Below are 24,283 nucleotides of genomic sequence, written 5' to 3' on the forward strand. Positions count from 1 at the left end.
AATGTATTACCTTACAAATTTGGGTCTATGTATGTAGGTCAGAACAAGGACCAAATAAGTTACCCAAAGAATGTAGAGCCAGATAAAGTGCTACAGAGATCGCGACCGATTTGCTCTCTACCGAAGGGTAGAGAGCGGGGAGCGATTTTTGTGAATTTTTGATTTGGTGCTGTAGATAGGACTTAGTCGGTATAGATGTTAAATCGACGACTGCCTTGCTTTTGAAGTGGATAAAGCTCTATGAGTTCAGGCTGGTGCTGAAGCAATGCCTTGGTATTGAGACTGATAGAATCCTTGGCTTTCTTCCAGACTACTGAGCCATGAGTAAAGACAGCCCTTTCCTTGTCTTGCATCATCATCTGAATTTCATGTTTAAGTTGGTCAAAGCGTTCCTGTTGATGCTGAATCTCTTCCTTCATTTTGATGAGCTGGTCGAACATCAAATTGGCATTTGGATTCTGAGACAGATCCTCTACGGTTAAAGGTACATGCGCTGGATAAAGTTGTTGAATCGCTTTAGCTGCGGATTCACTTGCATCCACGGATGGTGGTGTATCCTTTTCAACGCATTCCCAGAAATATCGTTCTGCTTGAACAATATGTTCAATCACGGATTCTGATCGTGTCACTTTGAAGATCTTGGTTTCATGCCCACAGATCAAGACACAAACATGCGCTGCCTGTTTACCAGTCACCGCCAGTTGATGTTGTACCTGACAAAGCACATATAAAGGCACACCATCACGCCACAATTTTGCTCCATGCTCACCTGCTGTTTTGCATTCAAGAATCTGAACTTCGTCGCTTCCTACAACATAGTAATCCAAGTTTGCTAACATGAAATACTTATCAGGATCAGGGTGCTGTAATACAGCATTGACTCGACGAACTTTATTATTGGTGTGCATGCTGTAATACTCAGCCACTAAAGGTTCGAGCTGTTTGCCCCAATACAGAGGTGCTATACCTGAGCTTTCATCTTCTATGGATTGAGTCTGACGACCTGTTTTGATCAGCCAAAGCTCTAACATGGACATGTAGGGATTTAAGCCACATGCTGTTGCTGCATCACTGCTGCCAATGCCTTGTTTACGGACTTCAAGCCAATCTTGATACGCCATATCTTTGGTGTTGACTAAGCGTTTTGCAGAACTAGCTCGTTTAGGTGTAGTTAATGGATTTAATGCAGTTTGAACACCTGCCTGTACATTCTGATTTGAAATCGGTGCGATTTGATTCATGGTTCTATCCTTATAAATTTCAGTTTTTGTAAAAAAGAAGCGCATAAAAAAGCCATACCCGACACGAGGTCGGGTATGGCGATATGCATGCTGATTCAGATTATTGAGATTATTGATTATGAGTAGTAAGTAGAGAGAGTTACGTGTGTGCTGTACTCAGCGATTGTTGAGACTTGCGGGGTTAAGATTGGATGGATTACATGAGCTTAGGCTATCAAAGATAAAGCCTGTTCCAGTCCACGTTGCTTAAGACCTGCGCCTGCACCAAACCAAGCTGAATCAAGACGATGATCGGTACTCATGGCACGTCGTTCATGATCCACAAATTCTGTAATCGAACACAGTAAACCATACGCCGTATCTTTAGCTGATGACAATTCAGCACCACGTCCTTGCCCATTGAACATGTCCAAAGCTTTATTCATGGCACGACCATTTGGTTCAGGCTTTTTCTCTTGAGCTTGCTGCGCGACATTACGATAAAACTGAATGATGTTTTCTTCAGGATCGGAAACTGACATGGTGCTGTTGTTGAATACGGCATCAAAATAAGATTTAGCTTCCTGCTGACTCACCTTACGCTGTGTGAGCTGTTTCATTTCATACATGTGCTCATCCCATACACGAACTGAAATACCCAATTGCTGTTTCACTTTCTCTGCATCAAACTTGGTACTATGTGGGACCTTCACTACTCCAGCACTACTGCTCTGCCCACGTAGCGCAATAGCTAAAGTGTTGTTACAGACTACTCGGATACTGGTGAACTGTGCTGTCGTTGCCAAAGTGCCATCACACGCAGTAGCCAGCAGGATATAACCATTACTGACATCCTTAGACTTTAAAGCGGAACTTTGACCTGTACGTGCCAAAGCCCAGAACTTCTTCCCACCTTTCAAAACCCCTGCGGTTTCTAACTCAAAGCCAGATTGCTCAGTCAGATCCCGGTAGAACTCCAGAATCTCTTTAGGCTGAACTTCCTGATAACGCTGACTGACTACAGATAAAGGCGCATATGTATCTGAGCGATACAAGACACGCTGCTCTTCAAAAGGCATGATGATGCTCTGACCACGTTCATTTTGTGCCATGTAGCTGACATTGGAGGATTCAATCCGCCAGTCCATCCCGGCTTGCTGTGCCCAAACTTCCAGTGGTTGATTCGGACTTAGCTGATTGCCTAGACCATGCCAAGGGGTTTCGCCAACATAGGCGATTTGTTCGATTTGATGTGCCATCGTTTTTATCTCCTAGATTATTAGCGAAAGTTCTGCTGACAGTGGTTGCAATGGTAATAGGTCATAGTGATCGGCTTTTTAGGCTCATCAAACATGCTACTAAATAGGCCACCAATGACTGCACCTGCAATACCACCAATGAATGGAGATACAGGCAGTGGCAAACTCTTTGAAATGGATGCACCAATGGTTGCGAATGAAGCTGATGCTGCTAGACCTGTAGAATCAGATCCACTCACCTGCTGATTGACAACCTGAATGACTTGATTCGATAAGCAATAAGGGCAATTTAAACTCATAATATATACCTCTAGAAATGACAAAGGCTCACCGATGGGCAAGCCTTGCAAAGTTAAAAAAACTCGTTTTCATCTAGATAATGTATATCTGAGATTATTTTCAGATCAGATTATATAGGATCTCTAATCTTTGCTTTTTATAGATATTAAAGGCAACATTGAAACCAGTCTTTACTTCCTCCTCCGCTTCCTCATAAGTACAGTCTCTTGAAATATAAAAAAGCTCGATCAATTGCTCTAGATCCAAAGAAAGAGTGAAAGCCTCCTTATCATTGAATGTGTCTTTGCCAGGAACCCATAATTTTTTGATTTGCTCGATATGACCTATAGTTAAATATTTCAGCTTATGTGTTTTCATTTCACTTTTGAGGATAATAGGGAAAATCCAATTATCCTCAAAAGGATTATCATTACAATAGCTTATATTCCGTTTTAGCATTTAATCAGCGGAATGACTATTCACTTTTCCATTTTAGTCGTTCTAATGTCTTATCTACCCCTCGTCTCGAAGGTTTATAGAATTTGCCATGACCAAAGGTCTGCATATTCTTTACTTTTATCCTGAGATATTGTTCAATTTTAGCTGGCTCAGTAAAATAACGTACTATTTTTAGAACATTAGCTCGTTTTCCCTCATCCTGTCTATTTACACGACCAAGAGCATCATTGCCCGTAGCCTTGTAACTGTCACGATTTTTGGCAGTATTACAGTTATACCCTATTCCAGTCTCATCTGTGATCTTCTTCCAAGTATCAATAATACAGTCTGCAACGTAACGATCTGCTTGTACTTTATTACCATCATAGAACAACAGGAAGTGAGCGTGATATCCTTTTTCAGTGCCTTGTTCTAGGGCATAGATATATCCCTGTAAATCATTGAAATGGCGATCCCCATCCTGTAATCGATCCAATAGTTTTCGAATATCTTTTCTGAAATCTGATATATCAATAAAGGTACGTTTATCCTGTCTGTAAGAAAGATCAACACGAATAATAGCCAACTTAGAATAATGCTCCAGTAACATTTCCGTGTACTCTAGAGCTTTACTTCGATTTCTTAACTCATCTTGTTTAAATCTCTGTACCTCCCGTTGATGCCTTTTTTCAAACTTATCAAAAACAGACTGAACATCATAAAAACTCAGCTCAGCTAATATTGAGCTATCTATAACATCTGATTCCAAATTTTGTTCTAATTCCAACATGAGTTCGATCATAGCTTCGTTATAGGCTGAATATCTTAAATCTGGATTATATTGGTCTTGCAGTTCTTTGAGTAAATCACCTAATCCAGACCAGTAACCATCCCATGGTTCTGTACGATTAATAGTATCCTCTACAAAGTTCTCAATTGCAGTAATAAGAGGTGAATGATTGATTCGAGTTTGTTCCATTGCTATGTACCTGTAGTTATTACATAGCAATAGGGCTAATTAATAAGAAATTACATATAGGCTTAAATTAGATAAGAGCTCTATATAATTAATATGTATATAAGTCCATATATTTAATAGATATTATTATATAGCTTTATATTACCCACTAAGACTTCATCTACAAATGCAGTGATTCATTAGGCTTTCATAGTCATATTTCTATTCGTGTACACGTTTTGCCGATCATATTGTGAAGCGACAACTTTTTATACCCATCTTCTCAAATTTCTGTATCAAACTTTCGCGTGCCTCTGCTAAATCTACTTCGAATTTCTTCATCATCAGTAAGTTCTAAAAATTCCTGATATACAAAAAAAGGTAATATTTTCTTTTCAAATACGTTCCATCCATCACGATCATTTACTTCAAGTAATATCTGAGAAGGTAAATCTAAATGTCTCATTAATGGAACTGGCTGTATTTCAATTTCAGGCAATTTTTCATTTTCAAAGATTAATCTTCCTCTATGTTCTATTAATTCAGCAGCATAATTTTTAAATTCTTGCCTAATATTTCGAATACTACCATTAATTTTGCTTTCACCTACTTGTAGCAAAGTATCGCTATCTATTATCAATACAATATCTTGGAACCATTGATCATCATGTTTATCCCAAAAATAAAAAAAGTTTAAATATCCTTCAAAACCTGCCACAGGCTTACTTGCCTTCTTATTTAGTTCACTAAAAAAATCTTTAAATTGATCTAGGGTAATTTTGTGGTTCTCAGCACTCAAAAAAATTTGAAATCTATAGAGAGTAATATTACTAGATCTATAGCTTTTAAAATAAGTAATAGCTTCTTGTAATTTTTTCGAATACTTATTAACGGCTATCTTGAAATTTTCAGCATTTATTCCGCTCACAGTATCATTAAAAGATTTTTTCTGCTTGACATCGATAATTGAAATGTTGGTCGCTTATCAAATTCTCCTTTACTTATTGCATTTTTAAGATCACACACAATATCATTAAGTTCGTTTAGAGGTTTAAAGTAAATTTCCTGATTTAGTAAATTACGTTCCCGCCCAGTATGCCTGTCACGTGAAAATTTATAATCTTCCATAAATTTTAAGAATAATTGAATATGTGAGGACAGGTATCTCCCTCCATTCATTGCACGTATAGTGTTTAGATTCTCAAATAAGTACAGTAATTCATAACCTAAAGCTGTTATACGCTTTTGGACCTTTTCCAATGGCTCCCTATCCAAATCTTCTGCACTTTCATCATCAAACATATAAGCTGGTGTGGCGTTATAAGCTAATACTAGTACAAATCGTTCAAGGCGAGAAAGCAATCTAACAATATCATTTTGGTCACTTAATATCCCGCGTATTATTTCTACGTACGTATTATTAGGGCTATCCGTTTTATAAAAATCTTTACCAAGTTCAGCCTGTAGCTCAGTATAAATAAGCTCAATCACATTCAAATACTGTTGAGCAAATTTTACTTTTTGACTTAACTGTAAAGGTTTTCTATTAGGATCAATTAAATCTCGTATCTTTTGAAATTGTCTTGAAGGATGATCCTTTTCATCTTTGATTGATCGCCTGTTCTCAATGCGATGACTCGTCTCCTTTAAGCTTGCTAATACTTTATCAAAACGACTATCTAATAAAATTTTGTCCACTAGTAACGATGCAAGATTGTCAATTTTATCATCAAGAGCTATAACAAAATTTTCGTCTTCGCAACTATCTAATTCATCAACTGTATCTATTACGTCATTTTCAGTATCGTTATTAACTTGCTCTAATTCCATATGCTTTTAAGTAAATTACTACTTTCACCCCTGATCAGACCCTTTAAAATAGCACTTCAATTCCTAGATTACAAACCATTAATTCCTAATAATTTTTACCCCGATTCCTAGGTTTTTCACTATAAATTCCCAGCCCAAAATTAAATATCAGGTAAAAAAAAAACCACGCTCAAAGGCGTGGCTATACAATCCATTCTTTCACTTGTTTCTCATACAACTTCAGCAACCTTACTTTCTCATCCCAGTATTGCGCTCGGTTATATGCCGAGCAAATTCTATTCTTTGGCGCATGAGCAAGCTGGCGTTCAATGACATCTGAATTAAACAGATTCGAATCATTTACAACTGGACTGAATAGCACTCTCAAATAGTGTTTGTTCATTCAACCTGTATAAATAAGCATGCTCTAATATTTTAAAGTTTAGCCTTAGCTGCTTGTAACTGCTTCTTAAAGAATGCATTAGAATTTGGATTATAGTAAAAATCATGAATGAACACTCTTTCATTCATTCCATACATTTTTTCTTCAACCAAGCACTCTACAGTTATACGTATAAGCGTGTAAATGTCATAGACACGATCGTAGCAGTCAAATATAGTTTTTTCAGACACAGAGAAACCAAAGTCAGCTAATTTTTTTCTTGCGAGCTTGGTACATGAGATATCCGAATCTAAAATATATTGAGGGGACTCTTTGAACAATGGCTTATCGAGATTATTACCTTTCTTAAGGATTAAATGCCATGCACTAATTAAGGCAATCCAATTAGCCAAGCTATCTGAGAAAATGGGATTATGTCCTAATCGCTCTTCAATATTTATAAGAAACTTTTTCAGATCATTCTTAGTCTTTAAAGTATGAAATCCCTTATATTCAATTCCCTTTAATGAATTAGCTTTCCCCCTAGCCTTAATAGCAGCTGCTACTTTTTCATAATCTTCTAAAGCATTTAAGTTAATAGTCTGCTCTTCGAAGGAATACTCTGCAATCAAGTTATTTTTAAAAACTTCAAATTCTAAAAATAACATTGCCCGATAGAAAAGTTTATTTAAAAAACTATCATTGATGACTTTATTCTTTTTTTGATATTTAGCTAATATTAAAAAATTAAAATCTAGAAATTTACTAAGTACCCCTATAGTTATATTATCGTACTCAAAATATAGAACTTGACTAACAATTTTAAAAGCAGCAGCACTAGTAATTGACTGGATTGGAGTTTGGATTAATATTTCATTTAAATCTTGCTTATAATGATCTATTTTAAAACCCACAAACTCTATTTGTTGAATTAGGTAGGCACGATATTTTTCTTGCATTTGAACATAGATATCATCTTCAATTAATTTACCCTTTCCAAAAGTTAACTCAAAATCTACTCCGATCAATAATAAATGTTTGTAATGTTCCCTTATCAAAACGCCCTCAGACCTACGATAAGCCAATGAATCAATAGTAGCTAATAATTTACTATATATACTTAACTTCTCTTCTGAGAAGCCCTGCATGGCTACAACATCATGAAAATATAAATAATCTAATAGTCTGACTGTGCTGTTTTGAAAATCGTTAAGTTTTGGCATAAGTGTGTATTCTTAAAAAAGTTCCCCTTATTTTAGAATTATTACCCATTTCATCTTATTTACAATGATTTCAATTTATTTCATTGGTAATTAAAAATGTCGTACCTGACGTCCAAACAAGTGCGTGAAAGATTTAATATCAAAGCAGCTGCTACATTATGGAGATGGCAACAGCCAACCCAAAAAATGTTTGCAGAGCCATTCCCTCAACCGATAAAAGCAGTAAAGGGCTCTACAAGTCTTTGGGACCGAAAGCAAATAGAAATATGGGAAGCTAAATTTTTCAGAAATAACGAAAGCCTAACTAGTTAGGCTTTCCAATTTTTCCCACCATTGCTTATAAGCTATACCCATCTCTTTTTGATAATCGTGATAATCATAAGTCCCTTGCTCTCCAGGCATGGTATGGCCAACCATTAACTCTGCAATATCACGCGATGTGAAACGACTAAAATGAGTACGAGCGGTACGTCTTAAATCATGCATAGACCAATGCTTCATCTCAACACCATATTGTCTTCTTGCATATTGCATGACATTATACGGAAGCTTACCTGGGCCATTTTGCCCAAACATCTCTCTAGTCCCATTATTCACAAACATATAGATGGAATTATTCAGCTCCATAGCTTGCTTAATGAAAGGCTCAATCTCAGGCAAAATCGGTCTAAGAAGAGGTCGATTCGTATACTTACCTGTTTTATGATTTTCAGGTGGCACAGTCCAAATTTTGCGTTCAAAATCGAAGTCTGTTTTTTTCGCCATCCTCAGTTCACTATACCTATTCGCATAGAAGAGACAGATTTTGATAAACAGCGCATTCTTCAATGCCATTCTAGATTTATCACAAATTTTCCAGATTAGTGCTACCTCATTATCTTCAAGAATTCGGTCTACTTTATTCTTTTTAATATTAAGATCACGTTTGCCTGTTATATGACGTATCGGGTTATTCTCAATCAGCCTACGATTTACACCCCAGTCTAAACACTGTTTTGTATTTGTTAATAGTCGATCAGTAATTGATGCAGACTTCTCAAAATGGTCTTCTAGTAACTCTAACCACATATGTAGTGTGATTTGATTTGCTGGCAAAGATCCATATTTAGGAAAGACATACAGCTCAAAAGACCGCAATTGTTGTTGTGCATTTTTCTTATTCGCCCTGCAGTATTTTTCATGCCATTCTAAATAGAGCTCCTTAAAAGTTAGTGCATTAGTCAACTTATGAACTTCTAATTTTTTATGTACTCTTGGATCATGTCCTGCCTCTAGAACACCTTTCATTTTTTGCAACTCTTGCCTAGCTTGCAATAATGTAAGGTTTGGGTAAGAGCCTAAGTCTAGGCGAGCTTGCTTACCCTCATATCTGAAGCGCATTTGAAAAGTGATCTTGCCTTTAGGTGAGACACGTACACTCAAGCCATCCCTATCAGGTTCGATATGTTGCTCAGCCCTAGCCTTACCTAAATTCTTTTTAAGCCATGTGTCCGTAAGTGGCATTTCACACCTGTGTACAAAATTTTGAATCAGAAAAAATAATATTAAATATGTACACATTCATGTACACATAACTTCTGAATAAACTTAATGCAACTTGAAATGTCATGCAATGGGTATAAAAAATAAATTTAATTAAAATACTGTAAATTATAGAAATATTGAATTATTTTCGAATGCTTTTGAAATGGGTTGGAATAAGATGAATTATAGTGTGTTATTTGGGTGGGAAATAATCGCAAAGGTGCGACGCTGCGCAACTTGCGCGGCTAATTCATTTTTAAACATAAATTAAATCTGCAATTGATCATAGCCTTCATGATCGATACGACCACAAAGCCCTATAAAAGAAATTCTAAATTGGGCTAATTGTATCCGAATACCGCTTGAGCTTCTATTGTCTTTTATCAAGCGAAGCGAGAAAGCACCTCACGCCAAAGCGTTTCAATGAACGGTTAATTGAAATAAGTTGATGATGTGTACTCAAACTCTTCTAAGCGCTTAACATCCATAGGCATACCCAACAAATAGCCTTGTAATTGCTGACAGCCTAACCGTGATAAAATTTCCATTTGCAGAGGACTTTCAACACCTTCTGCCGTCACGACTAAACCCAAACGAATCGCCAGATGAACAATACTTTCTAAGATCATTTCATCTTTTGAACCAACGGTCAGCTCATGAATAAAGCCACGATCAATCTTCAACTCATCCACAGGAAGGTTTTTTAAATATAAAAAGCTGGAATGTCCTGTCCCAAAGTCATCAATCGCCAAACGAATCCCCATTTCACGTAAACGCTGTAAGGTACGAATGCTGCCTTCGATATGGTGCATGGCCGTACTTTCAGTGATTTCAATAATTAAATGATTTGGGTTGACTTTATACTTATCAAAAAGATGCTCAAGATTATTAAATAAATGCTTATGCTCAAACTGCACCGCCGATAAATTCACGGCAATCGGATACAGTTCAATTTTCTCTCGTTCCCAAATTTGTAGTTGCTTACATGCTTGCTCCAGAGCCCAATATCCCATTTGGATGATCAACCCCGTTTTCTCTGCGCCTTTAATAAACATATTGGGGGTCAGCAAGCCTAAAGTCGGATGCTTCCAGCGAATCAACGCCTCGACTCCACAAATCCGTTGATCTTGGATGGTAAATTTAGGCTGGTAATACAAAACAAACTGTTGTTCTTCTACGGCTTTATATAAGTCATTGATTAGCTTAGTTTGGCTTTTCGCTTCTTGTTGGTCAAAACTGTAGTTAAAAATAGAATAGGTATTTCTTCCCTGATATTTTGAGGTCAGCATCGCTGCATCGGCATTAATCAGTAAATCCTGCAAATTACTACCATGTTCAGGATACATCGCAATACCAATACTCGCAGACACATTAATTTCTTTACCCGCAATCAAAAAGCTATCTTGAATCAACTCCAGCACGTGCTCCGCCATTTGGCACGCTTGCTCATGCGTCGCCTGTTCCAGCACCATCAGAAACTCGTCCCCACCAATTCTGAGAATTTTTTCATTTTTACTTAAGTGGCGATGAATCCGAGTGGTTAGTTGAACCAATAATTGATCCCCAACATGATGCCCAAAGACATCATTTACGGCTTTAAAACGGTCTAAGTCGATATATAAAAAGGCAATGCTTTCATTGCGGAAGCGTTGATCTGTAAACAAAAAATGGGCATATTCCGCCAAATACAATCGATTGGGCAGCTTGGTTAAATTATCCTGTACCGCCTGATTTGCCAACTCTTTATTGGCCAGAGAAAGTTGAATATTGCGCTCTTCTAAACGCTGCTCCAACACCGCAACAACAAATGCCGCCACCAAAATCAAACAGGTAATAAAGATAACAACAAATAAAACAATGCTTTGACCTGCTTCAAGGGGCATCACCAGCTTGTCACTATGGGTTGGATAGAACGAGACTGCTAGCATACCGGTATAATGCATACTCACGATGGTCAAGGCCATCATCCCTGCAACATACCATTGGTACAACAGTTTCTTACTGACTGCACTTTTATATTTAAAGATCAGCCAAAAGCTTAAACCCGAGCCACTAATCGCAATTAAGATAGAGAAAACTGTCAGCAAGGGATCGTAAACACTCTGATAGCCCTCAATAATCAGCCCCATCATGCCAGTATAATGCATGCCCGAAATACCAAGCCCCATCAATACCGACCCCAAAACCAATCTTAAAAAAGGTAAGGTCTGACGCGTGGTCAACCAAATTGAAAAAACAGATGCAATAAAAGCAATAAAAAAAGAAAGAATTGTCAGTGCAGGGTCAAAATAACTATGCGTCGGCAAATCACAAGCCAACATACCCACAAAATGCATGGCCCAAATGGCACAGCCTAAGAAAAAACTACTGAGTAAAATGAGCACTGTTTGAAATTTTTTACGCCAAGTACGAAATAATAAGCGTTCGGTCGACACTGCAAAAAAACACGCCAACAATGCCACAACTATTGAACCTAATACCAAACTAAAATCGTAATGCACATGCATCATATAAAATGTCCGTATTAATTTCTCTTTTTCTTCATTTATATCCTTTTTATCAAAGGCGAAAAGCATTGCTACCCGATTAAGAATCTTATACAAACAGGTTCAGGTCAAGAAAAAAACATAGAAATCTTATTAGAATTTATAGATTTATTTTACCTTGAAGATCGGTTTGGTAACCCGCCAAACCCGCATTTGTGTTTTGAATCACAATTTAAATAAAAAGCCAGTCGAAACTGGCTTTTTAATACATTGCGTCAGAGATTAAACTATTTTGCAGTGCCTTTTTGCAACTTGGCATAATCTAATAAGACATTTGCAGATTCAGTCACAAATGCTTCCTCTTCAGGCAATGCAGGACGCTGATTCGCTTTCATTTTAGCGCGTGCTTCAACCAAAGCTTCCATAGAAGCTTGATAGCTTTCCCAGTTTGCATAAGGCTTTTGCCCTGCAATCTGACGGCGCTTGTTTTCCGAGTCTAAAGTCTGTTTTTCCAGTGCCAACAATTCAGCTTTACGTTGATCAATATCTAAAACCACACGTTTTTGATCTTCGGTCTTTTTCGAGATGTCTTTACGCTGTTCAAGATAGTTAAACTGCGGGTCGACTTTAACACGTGCTTGCGACAGCTCACCTAAACGTTTTACATACGGTGCAATACTGCCTTCACGTTTAAATGGTGCGGTTGGAATAGTGTCCCACTCAAGCGCATTTTTCGCTTTACGCTCACCAAACTCTTCATTGTAAATGTCTACCAATTTCACGTCTGGAATTACGCCTTTGTTTTGCGTACTGCCACCCGTTACACGGTAAAACTTACGTTGCGTTAGTGTCGCTTGACCATGCGCCAAGTTATCGAGCTGAACTTGTGCAGTTCCTTTACCTGTGGTGGTGCTACCAATCACAATGCCACGTTCATAGTCTTGAATCGCAGCAGAATAAATTTCACTTGCAGACGCAGATGCTAAATTCACCATCACTGCCAGCGGACCCGCATAGGTTTGCGCACCATTGTCATCGTCTTCGAAAACGCTCACATTGCCGTTACCATCTCGAATTTGCACCACAGGACCTGACTTAATCACCTGTCCAAGCATACGCGCCACTTCTTCAAGTGATCCCCCTGGGTTATTACGTAAGTCGATAATAATCCCTGATACATTCTTGGCCGCTAAAGTTTTCAGCGCATTGTTGGTATCTTCAGATACAGAACGATATTCTGTGCCCGCACGACGTGCACGATAGTTCAAATAAAAAGACGGAATTTCAATCACACCAAAGGTGTATTGTTGTCCATCACGCGTTACATTCACGGTACGTGAACGTACCCCAGCATCTTCTTCTTGAATGACGTCACGGGTAATGGTCACATTACGCGCTTGGCTCATCGACGCACCCGAGCCGAGTAAACGTATGGTGACTTTGGTACCACGTTTACCACGGATTAAGCCCACAATTTCATTGCTCGGCCAACCGATGACATCCACCATTTTTTCACCATCTTGCGCTACACCAATGATGCGGTCGCCCGACTTCACCTGTCCAGACTTGCTTGCTGGACCACCTTCCACAATGGTTTCGATTTTGGTGTAGTCTTCATTGCCCCGTTCAGGTCGAATCGACACCCCAATCCCTTCAAGTTGCAAAGTCGTCTGACGATTCAATTCCATTGCATCGACAGGCGGGAAATAGTTACTGTGCGGATCATAGGTAAGCGTCATCGCATTGAGTGTTTTGTCTAACACATCATCGCTTTTCACTCGTGAAATACGTTCTAACTGGCGCGTATAACGCTTAGTTAAAGTCTGTACTGGGGTTAAATCTTCCGAGCTAGTGAGATCTTGTCCATTGGCCAATTCTGGGTTGGCTTTAAGCGCTTTTTGCTTCGCCAACTCTTCTTCTTTACTGATGGTCAAATTAATCAGCTGCGAAACCAACATTTTGTTCCAATGCTGACGTTGCGCCGCTTCATTGGCAAAATACGGTGCCTTTTCACGATCCGTTTCGATATAAACGTTGGCTTGTTTTAAATTCTGCGGCTTTTTCAGCTCATCCAGCATATAGGTATAAAACTGGGTCAAACGATCTCGATACTGTGCATGAATCGTATACGGTCCACTTAAGTCACCTGCTTTTAAAGCCGCACCTAAGTTTGAGCCATATTTACGCTTATAACTCTCTACTTCAGAGGCAAGAAACAGCGAATGGTCTGGATCTAAACTGTCCAGATAGAAATCGAGAATACGCGCCGATGTTTTCGCATCTAAACGTTGATTGAGATAATGTTGACGGTCAACCAAGGTCGCCAGTTGACGAGACACCAAAGCCTGCTCCTGCGACGGAACAATAGCTTGTTTGGTTACAGCGGTAGTTTCAGTCGCTGCAATGGCTTCATTAATGGCATGAGTGAAAAAAAATCCACCCGTTGCAATTGCAACCGCACAAGCAATGGTTTGAAGTTTCATAAATAATTCTTAGTTCCTTGGTTTTTGACCAAAATTACAATGTCATTTTTCGACATGAATTGAGAATATTCAAAATCTTAAACAACTTAATCTGTTTATGTCGTGTAGTTTTATCATAATCTGTGCTGACAAAATGTAGCAAATCATTGCAAAATTCGGGTATTGTTTTCGACGACCTGTTTCGCTCACCTTTCAGAGCCAAAACAGTCACTGACCAAAAAATCAAATACGGACACCCAATATGATTGGCGCATTGATGCTCGACATCGCAGGCACAGAACTTACTCAAGAAGATATTGCACTATTACAAGCACCGCAAGTCGGTGGCATGATTTTATTTGGACGAAATATTGAGTCTCCTGCACAAGTTCGCGCCCTAACCGACCACATGCGCCGAATTCGTCCTGATATTTTGATTGCTGTCGATCAAGAAGGCGGACGTGTGCAACGCTTAAAACAGGGCTTTAGCCTACTTCCAGCCATGGGTAAGTTTGGCGAGCTATTCTTAAGCGAACCTGAAAAAGCCTTAAGCTTGGCAGAACAATCTGGCTGGTTGATGGCGACAGAAGTGCTTGCAGTCGGTATCGACTTTAGCTTTGCCCCTGTACTCGATTTAAATGACATCAGTGATGTGATTGGTGACCGTGGCTTTGCCAAAAATATTCAAGACATCGTACCGCTGGCCAGTGCGTTCCTAAAAGGGATGAAAGCCGCAGGCATGGCATCGACAGGCAAACATTTCCCCGGCCATGGTTCAGTCAAAGCAGACTCGCATGTCGCAGCAGCCATCGACTCACGCACATATGATGAAATTTATGCCAAAGATATGCAGACCTTTATCAAACTGATGCCACAGTTGGATGCACTCATGCCTGCCCATGTAATTTATAACCAAGTCGATCCAAATCCAGCAGGTTTTTCACCGTATTGGATTCAAACCGTTCTACGTCAACAACTGGGCTTTGATGGTGTCTTATTCTCAGATGATTTAAGCATGCAAGCCGCATGTGTTGCAGGCGGTGCAGATGCACGCATTCAAGCCGCACTCCATGCAGGCTGTGACATGGGACTGGTATGTAATGACCGAGCAGCCGCATGTGTAGCCTTGGAGGGGATCAGCCAACTGGCGCTGCCAAACCAAGCTCGCTTAGAACGCATGCGTGGTCAGATTCCAAATATCAGCGTTCAGTCGAAGCTGTATTTAGGTGAAGATTGGGCCAAAGTACGCGACCAAGTGGAACTGTTTAGATTAAGTTAAGCACTTCATCTTTGACCATTTCAACCACGATATTTCGGACAAAGGGACATCACAAGATGTCCTTTTTTCATTATGATAAACTCAAAATAAATCAACAGGCTTGCTCTGCATTGCCCAAACAACAACGCTAAAATAACAAAATATCAGGTACGGATACCATGACAGATGCTTTATCGGCTCATCGCCACATCTCTTTTACTGCGCACTATACAGGCTATATTTGGTATAGCATGGGCATCTCACATCCTGTATTTGCCACCCGCAAAGGGAAGTTACTGGCCAAACTAGTGCATCCACTCGAAAGCTGGGCTGAGAAATATGTCGGTGGCAGTATGCGCACGACCTTAAAACAGCGTCATCAAATGATTGATGATCACCTCAGCACACTAATCCAGCAGCATCCAAACTTACAAGTTTTAGAAATTGCCAGTGGCCTGTCCCCACGCGGCTGGAGCTTTCGCCAACAGTATCCTGAGATTGACTATCGTGAACTCGACTTACCAGACATGGCACAAATGAAAACTCAGGCCTTAAAACAGATCGATCAGACCAGTCCAACGGTTCTCTCCGCCGACTTATTTAGCGCAGATTTTGCCCGTGCCTTTGAGGTGTTTGACCCAAACCGCCCTTTGGTGGTGGTGAGTGAAGGTCTGATCAACTACTTTAGCAAAAACATGCTCGCTCAACTTTTACAAGGCATTGTCCAATACGGACAGCAGTCTGATCAGTTATATTATCTGACTGACCTCTACCCTGAACCTGTGAAAAATAAGCTGGCTAATTTTATCTGGAGCAGTAGCAAGCTTTTAAAATGGATGTCTCGTAGCGCCTTTGGCTTTCACTTTGTCAGTCCGCCTGAAGCGGCTCAGTTTTTCAAACAAGTAGGCTTCCACACTGTTACCGTTCACCAACCCACTTTAGCTTTCAATAGCACTCAGTCTGACACTTCAAACTTAGATCAGCAGGATCACTTAGGCGACTTGGTCTGGTTGATACATAGCCAATGGCAAAAGCCCAATCAACCCGAGCAATAAACTTAGTCCCCATAAAAAACAGCGATGACACGCTGTTTTTTTATTTTTGACTTTCACTTAACTCACGGCTTCGAGCAACGTCTGTTCTTGTTTCTGACGCCCCACAAAGCGAAGCAGTCGCTCCGCGAGTTCAAAACTGCCATGTTTAAATAAGGCACGAAGGTGCGGTCCATCTTCGGCAAAAATTAAACATTCAATCTGAAACTCGCCTTCGTCATCGCTCAAGTGCAAAGCTAAATCACGCGGATATTTAGCCGCCACAGCAGCCAAGTCTGACTCAAAACGTAAAAGCACCCCAAAGTAGTTCAAATCCATCACTTCTGTCGCAATCACCAAATCCGAATGGCGATAGCTTAAAAAGGTTTCAGGGTGTTGAATCTGAACCCGCTCTTCACCACGGCGCTCCATTTCCAACATTTGTGCTCGACTAAAGGGGATAATCCCGTCTAAGTGTTGAATGGACTCGTCCTTCAGAAACGTCGCAAACAAATGCATGGTTTCTTTACGGCGTTGTAGCTGTGGCACATGGTCTGCATTGGCAATTTGCGCATATTCCATGTCAGGACATTGCAATGCAAAATTGGCATTTTCATGTGGCAAAGTAAAACTGTCATATTGTCCACAGGCCACCAAGACTTTACACTGTGGAATCGGCACATCGGTGAGGCGAAGCAAACGATTGCAGTTGATTTCATAGCGCTCTTGTTCTGTTGCGGTAAACTCCGCCATCTGTCTGAAGAACAAACGCTTGGCTGTGGGTGACATTCTGGTTTTATCCATTTTGGCATGATTGACCAAATACAAAATCACGGCCTGACCAAATTCATCCATGCGTTGTTCACGCATTAAATGTAACGACTCTTCCAGCAACATCCGCCAACTTTTACGGGTCTTTTGCATCACTCCCATTAAAATCATACGATCAATCAGCTCTGGTCGTTGATCGGCCAGACAAGACGCCACCACTGAACCCAGTGACATGCCCATCACTGAAACTTTGTCTAATCCTTCAATATCTAACCAAACACCGAGCATTTTCGCAAGATCACCCAGTTCTAAAGTGCCCGCAGACAAGCCTGTATCGATATTACGAATTTGTTGATTGGCACCCATTGAAGGCAGATCAATCAGGACAATCGGACCGGCATCGAGCAGTTGCTCAACACAGTATTTGTAGGAATTAAAGTTTTGAAATGCCCCGCCGATAATCACGATAGGCGTGCGATGGAATGACTCTGGCCGAGCAATCGCCATGTATTCGACTTTCCAGCCCTCAATCCATGTGCTTCGTGCAGGTTCTTTAAAGCTGTTACGATGGTAAACATCAAAAAAACCTAAGCGTAAATTCGCATCATCTAGCTCGGCATCCATTTGAATCATAGAATTCATGTTCTTTCCCTCTACTCTTGCCTATACTTTTTGTTTTGCAAGAAATGTACGATCACACCTGTCAACGGCAACAGGGTGTTCAGTGTTGTAATAATTATGCAAGGACTTCATGTCCTAAAATTCATTCTATACAGAGCACTGTTTTACACGCAACAGATTGTGTAACCGCTCATCATGTTTTAGATAAAAAACAATTTCAAAAATATGTATAAGTCCGCCTCTACACTGGATTTTTCATGTAGAGACTATGCGGTCGAGTGTTAGGCTGTTACTATCTTCTGTGAAATTTCTAAGTGATCAAACCGCTATGCAAGAGTCGATTGAACAATATATGCAAACGGTAGGACAGCAAGCACGTCAAGCTTCTCGTATTTTGGCGCGTGCCTCTACCGAAACTAAAAACAATGCGTTGTCAGCTATTTATACTGCTTTAGTCAACAGTGAGCCCACTATTTTAGCGGCGAACCAAGCAGATATGAACAAAGCGCACAGCAACAATTTAGACAGTGCTTTACTTGATCGCTTAGAACTGTCTCCCGCACGCTTTAAAGGCATGTTGCAAGGCTTAAAAGATGTGATTGGCCTCAAAGATCCTGTCGGTGAAATCACCGACATGGCCTATCGTCCGTCAGGAATCCAGCTCGGTAAGATGCGCGTTCCTTTAGGCGTGGTTGGCATGATTTACGAGTCTCGCCCAAATGTGACCTTAGAAGCCGCCTCTTTAGCACTGAAGTCGGGTAATGCCATTATTTTACGTGGTGGTTCTGAAGCGCTCGAATCCAATAAAGCCATTGCTGAAGCCATCCAACGCGGTTTAAAACTGGCGGGTTTACCTGAACATGCGGTTCAAGTCATTAACACCGCAGACCGCGCAGCCGTGGGGCAACTGATTACACTCACTGAATTTGTCGATGTGATTGTTCCACGTGGAGGCAAAGGCCTGATTGAACGTATCAGCAATGAAGCCCGCGTCCCTGTGATTAAACACTTGGACGGGAACTGTCACGTTTATGTTGAAGCACAAGCTGACCTACAAAAAGCCCTACCGATTGCGCTCAATGCAAAAACTCACCGTTATGGCGTGTGTAATGCAATGGAAACCTTGCTGGTCGATGAAAAAGTCGCAGATGAGTTTTTACCGCGTGTCGCTGAGCTCTACACTGAAAAACAAGTGGAGTTGCGCGGCTGTGCTGAAACTCAGCGCATTTTAGGTGCGGCAGTCAAAACGGCAACCGAAGAAGATTGGTACACCGAATACCTCGGTCCAATTTTAGCAGTGAAAGTGGTGTCTGGTATGGAAGAAGCGATTGAGCATATCAACAAATATGGCTCACACCATACTGATTCGATCATTACAGAAAACTACTCTCTAGCTCGCGAGTTCTTGGCTGCTGTTGATTCGAGTTCTGTCATGATCAATGCCTCGACCCGTTTTGCCGATGGTTTTGAATATGGCTTAGGTGCAGAAATTGGCATCTCAACCGATAAAATCCATGCCCGTGGCCCAGTCGGCTTAGAGGGCCTGACTTCACAAAAATGGATTGTGTTTGGTGATGGTCAAATTCGCCAATAGCGCGTCCAACTCATTTTAAAGCATGATGCTCAGCCCTCTTAAGAGGGCTGAGCATTTTTTATATATAAACATTCTCTGCCTCTGCGAATCCTTAAAATCTAGAGGAAATCATGCTTTTTTTGATGGTCACATTGATTGTGCATGTGATTATGTGTGGGTCTAAAATGAAATATCAAAAATAAACAGGAACGCCACAATATATTCAGCTCTTTTCAGCAGATAGCGTGTTATTTTTAAAGGGTTAAAGCTGATGAATAATTCAGCATCATTTCATGAATAAATGAAAATCATGAACCGATAAATTTTAATTATTATTCATCAGACGGTCGATAGTGCTTAAGTCTAATCACCTAAAGTCTATCTTGGACTAAAAATATACACATGATACAACATAAAAAATGATCAAGATTGCATAAGAACGTACTGCATGAAGATCAGTTCTAGGACGGATAATTCAATTAGAATCAGGTATTAAAACGTGTCTACATCAGTATTAGTAATTAACTGCGGATCTTCATCAATCAAATATGCGCTCGTTTCTGAACGTCGTGAAGATCGTATTTTCGGTTTAGCTGAGAACTTAGGTTCTGCTGACGCTCGTATCAAAGGCATTACTGCGGGTGGTCAACCCCTTGAATTGTCTATTCCACATGCCGATCATGAAAAAGCATTGGAAACCATCTTAGAACGCCTTTCACATTATAACCCTCAAGCCATTGGTCACCGCGTAGTACACGGCGGTACATTGACCAAAGCTGAGCTTTTAACAGAAGAAATTGTCGAACGCATTCGTGCAGCAACACCACTCGCTCCATTACACAACCCTGCACACTTGGTTGGGATTGACGCCACGATGCGTTTATTCCCAGAACTACCACAAGTGGCGGTATTTGATACAGCATTCCACCAAACCATGCCTGCACATGCTTATCGCTATGCTGTGCCAAAATTTTTATACACTGAACACAATGTCCGTCGCTATGGCTTCCACGGTACAAGCCATGCTTATGTGTCTGAACGCGGTTCAGAACTGGCAGGTAGCTTCAAACAAGGGGGCTGGTTAACTGCACACTTGGGTAATGGTAGCTCTACTTGTGCAATTTGGAATGGACAAAGTGTCGACACCTCAATGGGCTTAACTCCACTTGAAGGTGTCGTGATGGGCACACGCAGTGGTGATGTCGATCCAAGCTTACATAGTTTCCTTGCCAACAACTTAGGTTGGGATATTTATAAAATTGATAAAATGTTGAATAGCCAATCGGGCTTACTCGGCCTGTCTGATCTATCAAATGACATGCGTACTTTGATTGAAGCCTCTGAACAAGGCAATGAAGATGCGACTTTAGCTATTGAAGTGTTCTGCTACCGCCTCGCAAAATCATTGGCTGCACTGAGCTGCGGTCTACCACGTCTTGATGGCTTGTTCTTCACGGGTGGTATTGGCGAGAATTCGGCATATATTCGTGAAAAAACAGTCGCTTTCCTACCGCACTTTGGTTTTAACTTGAGTAAAGAAGCCAATGACAGTTTAAAACGCGGTACCGAAGGTCGTATTGATACAGGTACAGGTCCACAAATTTGGGTTGTGCCGACTGATGAAGAAGGCCGTATTGCCAAAGAAACTGCATCCGTGGCCGATGAGGTGATTCAAACTGCTGCAAAAAAGTCTGAAGACAATGTAGCGATCGCTTAAGCGGTCGTTACATTCCCTCAAGTCTGTTTTAAATTATTGTATGACGAATAAATATATGAAAACGATTTTACTTGTGCCCACTGGGGAAGGCGTCGGCTTAACATCCGCTTGTCTGGGTTTGGTTTATGCGCTGGAATGCCAAGGTGTTAAGGCTGGATTTTTAAAACCTTTTTCTCAAGAACTGACCACAGGTGCAGACCGTACCACAGCGCTCTATCACCATGTTTCAAAAAATGAAACCGTTGAACCAATTAGCTATCACACCATTTTGCAACAACTCAGTGCAGGTGAAAATGATGAGTTGCTTGAGGATGCGGTTCGTTTGCACCGCGCTATTGCGCGTAAGCATGACCTGATTATTGTTGAAGGCTTAGTCCCGAATAGCCGAGATTCTTTTGCCTCTGAGCTAAATGCACAACTTGCGCAAGCACTCGATGCCAAAGTTATTATTGTCAGCAATGCAGACATTAATAAACCAAGTGCGACGGCTGAAAAAGTCGATAGCCAACTACGCTACTTTGGCGGTGCCAGTTCTGAGCGAACTGCGGGTGTGTTATTGATGCGCACCAAAGGTTTACCCGATGACTCAGCACACATTCCAGTGACGTTTGACCCTAGTCTGCGTTTAATCAGCGATACTAATAAATTTATTATTGAACTCCAAAAAACCCATCCAAAGCTCGGATCAGACAAACTCCCTGTAATCGGCTTGGTTCCATTTAGCAACACACTCAGCGTACCACGCATGTCGGATTTGGCCTCACACATTCAGGCGGAATGGATCAATCAAGGCGATGCGACCCAACGTCGTGTGTTACATAGCAGTTTGATTGCATCGAACATTGAGCATGAACTACATAAGTTTGTCGCAGGCGAGCTGATCATTAGTGCATCAGATCGTATCGATGTGCTATTAGCTTCAAGCTTAGCCAGCAGTAACGGTATACCATTGGCAGGGCTGGTACTGACCGAGCACCATACGCCAAACGAGCAGGTGCTTGCGTTCTGCCAAACAGCGATTAAACAAGGCTTACCAATTTTACATACAACGCTCAGCACGTTCGACACGGCGCAGAGCTTAGCCAATCTCAGCAATGAAATTCCGGTCGATGATACGGAACGCGCTGAACAAGTCACTCGTTTTGTGTCGAGCCATATCAATGAAGAATGGCTAAAGGCAATGTTGAATGGCTCATACCAACCTCGTCTCTCACCTTCGGCTTTCCGCCATGAATTGGTCCAAAAGTCGATTGCTGCGAAAAAGCGGATTGTTCTACCTGAAGGCGATGAGCCACGCACAGTTCAAGCGGCGGCTATTTGCCAATCTCGTGGCATTGCACACTGTATTTTATTGGCGAAACCTGAAGCTGTAGTAGAAGTGGCAAAAGCACGTGGCATCGAGCTTCCACATGACTTAGAAATTATCGATCCAGATTTAATTCGTGAAAACTATGTCGAAAAAATGGTGGAACTGCGTAAAGGGAAACTGAACGAGCTGCAAGCGCGTGAACAGCTGCAAGACACTGTCGTTCTAGGCACCATGATGTTGGCACTCGATCAAGTCGACGGTTTGGTTTCAGGCGCAGTACACACCACAGCCAATACTGTACGCCCAGCCTTCCAACTGATTAAAACAGCGCCTGAGTACTCACTGGTCTCTTCCGTGTTCTTTATGCTATTACCCGATGAAGTCTATGTTTATGGCGACTGTGCGATTAACCCAGACCCAAATACCGAAGAGCTCGCTGAAATTGCGATTCAATCGGCTGACTCGGCAAAGGCCTTCGGTTTAGACCCACGTATTGCAATGATTTCATACTCTACGGGTACCTCTGGTGCTGGAGCTGAAGTTGAAAAAGTCGCTGAGGCAACACGTATAGCGAAAGAACGCCGTCCTGATCTGTTGATTGATGGGCCGCTTCAGTACGATGCAGCATCGGTTGAAAGTGTCGGACGCTCGAAAGCACCTGATTCTAAAGTTGCAGGTCGTGCCAATGTGTTTATTTTCCCAGACCTAAACACAGGTAATACCACTTATAAAGCCGTGCAACGCTCTGCTAATGTCGTAAGTGTCGGACCAATGTTGCAAGGTTTGAATAAACCTGTAAATGACTTGTCTCGCGGGGCTTTGGTCGATGATATTGTGTTTACGATTGCACTCACTGCAATTCAAGCAGAACAACAAGCAACAGCTTAAAGTAACTTGATGTGATCCAAACCATCCAACGGAAAAGTTGGGTGGTTTTTTTATTCTATAGCGCTCTATTCAACGAAATAAACGTTTAGAAAAAGCCAAACACCTTCACAATTATTTATCAATCTATTAGGCTAAAAATCTACTTCCTCACTTAAAATAACAACCCAATAAAAAAGAGGAATACACCTAAAATTGGAATGTAAATCCAGTTTTTTCTTATCCATTGACTGATCTTAAAATCAATAATCCATCCACGGTCACCTTTCCTCATCATCTCTTGATACTACTCATTTGATTTTTTTGATAAAGGAAATAAATTTGCTGTGTAAATTGGAAGTAATAACCCACCAACTATCAATAAACAACCAACTATTGAAAGAAATGAAAGCTCCATTATTTTCTTCTCTTGAACTGTCTTAAATTATAATTTTGCGATCGCTACAGTAATCACCTCAATCAATACAGGATTTGAGACCTTCTCATCTTTTATCCTGCTATCGGTCCAGTTTTTCTTTAAGCCTCGCTTGATATCTTTCGTATTCTTCAATTTGTTTTTCATATTCATTATATTTTCTGATTTTTTCCTGATCTTCTTCATTTTTCTTAATTTTATCTTGATATTCCTTATATTTTTGGGAGTGCCAATATAAAAGATAACCAATGAATACAAGCGCAGGAAAAGTAAAAAGTAATCCAATACCTGCGGTAAATATAGTGCCTATAACAACCAATAACGCAAATATGATTTTGGAGATATGTACCAGAAACATGCCTCTGACTTCTTCATTAAATATCCAATATAAATTGAGAGCTAGGTAACAAAAAAAAGCCAAACCAACCAGAAGTCCTAGAAAAAGCTCAAGTGACTCTGAATTAAAATAAGAGCCAACAAGCCCTGGGATCAGCATAACAAACATAAAAGCTATTGATACTGAAATCGAAATGGATAGACATAAAATAAACCTGAACAATTTATTGATATTTGATTTCACTTTCCCCACTCCCAAATGGTGCAAAATGATCTTGCATTTTTACTTATTAATTTTTCTAAAATAAATTAATTTTCTTTTTAAAT

At 40.5% G+C, this 24,283-nt stretch carries 18 protein-coding genes and 2 pseudogenes; 5 read left to right on the forward strand and 15 right to left on the reverse strand.

Annotation, left to right across the window (positions count from 1 at the left end):
• Positions 1 to 182 precede the first annotated feature (182 nt).
• From AC4MC0_RS14530 to AC4MC0_RS14590, 13 genes and pseudogenes are all read right to left on the reverse strand, one after another.
• The gene (locus tag AC4MC0_RS14530) at positions 183 to 1,241 is read right to left on the reverse strand and encodes a YqaJ viral recombinase family nuclease (RefSeq protein WP_286431985.1); all 1,059 of its coding nucleotides are present in this window, start codon (positions 1,239 to 1,241) and stop codon (positions 183 to 185) included.
• Between the two features lie 206 nt (positions 1,242 to 1,447).
• Positions 1,448 to 2,479: a DUF932 domain-containing protein gene (locus AC4MC0_RS14535; protein WP_286431987.1), complete on the reverse strand. Its 1,032-nt coding sequence runs from the start codon at positions 2,477 to 2,479 to the stop codon at positions 1,448 to 1,450.
• 20 nt (positions 2,480 to 2,499) lie between these two features.
• The gene (locus AC4MC0_RS14540) at positions 2,500 to 2,778 is read right to left on the reverse strand and encodes a hypothetical protein (RefSeq protein ID WP_286431989.1); all 279 of its coding nucleotides are present in this window, start codon (positions 2,776 to 2,778) and stop codon (positions 2,500 to 2,502) included.
• A 100-nt stretch (positions 2,779 to 2,878) separates the two neighbouring features.
• Positions 2,879 to 3,217, reverse strand: coding sequence for a hypothetical protein (locus tag AC4MC0_RS14545; protein WP_148334566.1), 339 nt, complete (start codon positions 3,215 to 3,217; stop codon positions 2,879 to 2,881).
• Positions 3,218 to 3,233: 16 nt separating this feature from the next.
• Positions 3,234 to 4,175, reverse strand: a complete 942-nt coding sequence (locus AC4MC0_RS14550) for a YagK/YfjJ domain-containing protein (RefSeq protein WP_286431991.1) — start codon at positions 4,173 to 4,175, stop codon at positions 3,234 to 3,236.
• Between the two features lie 262 nt (positions 4,176 to 4,437).
• Complete coding sequence (locus AC4MC0_RS14555; RefSeq protein ID WP_491887139.1) at positions 4,438 to 5,082, reverse strand: hypothetical protein; 645 nt, start codon at positions 5,080 to 5,082, stop codon at positions 4,438 to 4,440.
• Complete coding sequence (locus AC4MC0_RS14560) at positions 5,079 to 5,984, reverse strand: hypothetical protein (protein WP_491887140.1); 906 nt, start codon at positions 5,982 to 5,984, stop codon at positions 5,079 to 5,081. Before AC4MC0_RS14560 ends, AC4MC0_RS14555 begins: the two co-directional genes overlap by 4 nt.
• Positions 5,985 to 6,165: 181 nt before the next feature.
• Positions 6,166 to 6,366, reverse strand: a pseudogene (locus tag AC4MC0_RS14565) (tyrosine-type recombinase/integrase); the annotation flags it as partial.
• A 32-nt stretch (positions 6,367 to 6,398) separates the two neighbouring features.
• The gene (locus AC4MC0_RS14570; protein ID WP_286431995.1) at positions 6,399 to 7,568 is read right to left on the reverse strand and encodes a hypothetical protein; all 1,170 of its coding nucleotides are present in this window, start codon (positions 7,566 to 7,568) and stop codon (positions 6,399 to 6,401) included.
• Between the two features lie 300 nt (positions 7,569 to 7,868).
• Positions 7,869 to 9,071 (reverse strand): tyrosine-type recombinase/integrase, encoded by a 1,203-nt coding sequence (locus tag AC4MC0_RS14575; RefSeq protein WP_491887141.1) that lies wholly within the window; start codon positions 9,069 to 9,071, stop codon positions 7,869 to 7,871.
• 216 nt (positions 9,072 to 9,287) lie between these two features.
• Positions 9,288 to 9,356, reverse strand: a pseudogene (locus tag AC4MC0_RS14580) (hypothetical protein); the annotation flags it as partial.
• A gap of 167 nt (positions 9,357 to 9,523) precedes the next feature.
• Positions 9,524 to 11,602 (reverse strand): bifunctional diguanylate cyclase/phosphodiesterase, encoded by a 2,079-nt coding sequence (locus AC4MC0_RS14585; protein ID WP_151835550.1) that lies wholly within the window; start codon positions 11,600 to 11,602, stop codon positions 9,524 to 9,526.
• 263 nt (positions 11,603 to 11,865) lie between these two features.
• The gene (locus AC4MC0_RS14590) at positions 11,866 to 14,061 is read right to left on the reverse strand and encodes a carboxy terminal-processing peptidase (protein ID WP_151835549.1); all 2,196 of its coding nucleotides are present in this window, start codon (positions 14,059 to 14,061) and stop codon (positions 11,866 to 11,868) included.
• 241 nt (positions 14,062 to 14,302) lie between these two features.
• On the opposite strand from AC4MC0_RS14590, the gene nagZ reads away from it, so the two are divergent.
• Both nagZ and AC4MC0_RS14600 read left to right on the forward strand, forming a co-directional pair.
• A complete protein-coding gene (gene nagZ, locus AC4MC0_RS14595; RefSeq protein WP_176537144.1) occupies positions 14,303 to 15,319 on the forward strand; it encodes a beta-N-acetylhexosaminidase in 1,017 nt (338 codons plus the stop codon).
• 158 nt (positions 15,320 to 15,477) lie between these two features.
• Entirely contained in the window at positions 15,478 to 16,353 is an 876-nt protein-coding gene (locus AC4MC0_RS14600; RefSeq protein ID WP_178928675.1) for a class I SAM-dependent methyltransferase, read from the forward strand.
• A gap of 57 nt (positions 16,354 to 16,410) precedes the next feature.
• On the opposite strand, the gene AC4MC0_RS14605 is transcribed toward AC4MC0_RS14600, so the two are convergent.
• A complete protein-coding gene (locus tag AC4MC0_RS14605; RefSeq protein WP_279734939.1) occupies positions 16,411 to 17,742 on the reverse strand; it encodes an alpha/beta fold hydrolase in 1,332 nt (443 codons plus the stop codon).
• Positions 17,743 to 18,049: 307 nt separating this feature from the next.
• On the opposite strand from AC4MC0_RS14605, the gene AC4MC0_RS14610 reads away from it, so the two are divergent.
• The 3 genes from AC4MC0_RS14610 (at position 18,050) to pta (ending at position 23,208) form a co-directional block, all read left to right on the forward strand.
• Complete coding sequence (locus tag AC4MC0_RS14610) at positions 18,050 to 19,315, forward strand: glutamate-5-semialdehyde dehydrogenase (protein ID WP_168158291.1); 1,266 nt, start codon at positions 18,050 to 18,052, stop codon at positions 19,313 to 19,315.
• 478 nt (positions 19,316 to 19,793) lie between these two features.
• Positions 19,794 to 21,011 (forward strand): acetate/propionate family kinase, encoded by a 1,218-nt coding sequence (locus tag AC4MC0_RS14615; protein ID WP_004979078.1) that lies wholly within the window; start codon positions 19,794 to 19,796, stop codon positions 21,009 to 21,011.
• Between the two features lie 55 nt (positions 21,012 to 21,066).
• Positions 21,067 to 23,208 (forward strand): phosphate acetyltransferase, encoded by a 2,142-nt coding sequence (pta, locus tag AC4MC0_RS14620; protein WP_335997723.1) that lies wholly within the window; start codon positions 21,067 to 21,069, stop codon positions 23,206 to 23,208.
• Positions 23,209 to 23,702: 494 nt separating this feature from the next.
• On the opposite strand, the gene AC4MC0_RS14625 is transcribed toward pta, so the two are convergent.
• Positions 23,703 to 24,200, reverse strand: coding sequence for an MreC domain-containing protein (locus tag AC4MC0_RS14625; protein WP_171455640.1), 498 nt, complete (start codon positions 24,198 to 24,200; stop codon positions 23,703 to 23,705).
• Between the last annotated feature and the right edge of the window lie 83 nt (positions 24,201 to 24,283).

The organism is Acinetobacter sp. CAU_H_S139_7 (assembly GCF_058599305.1).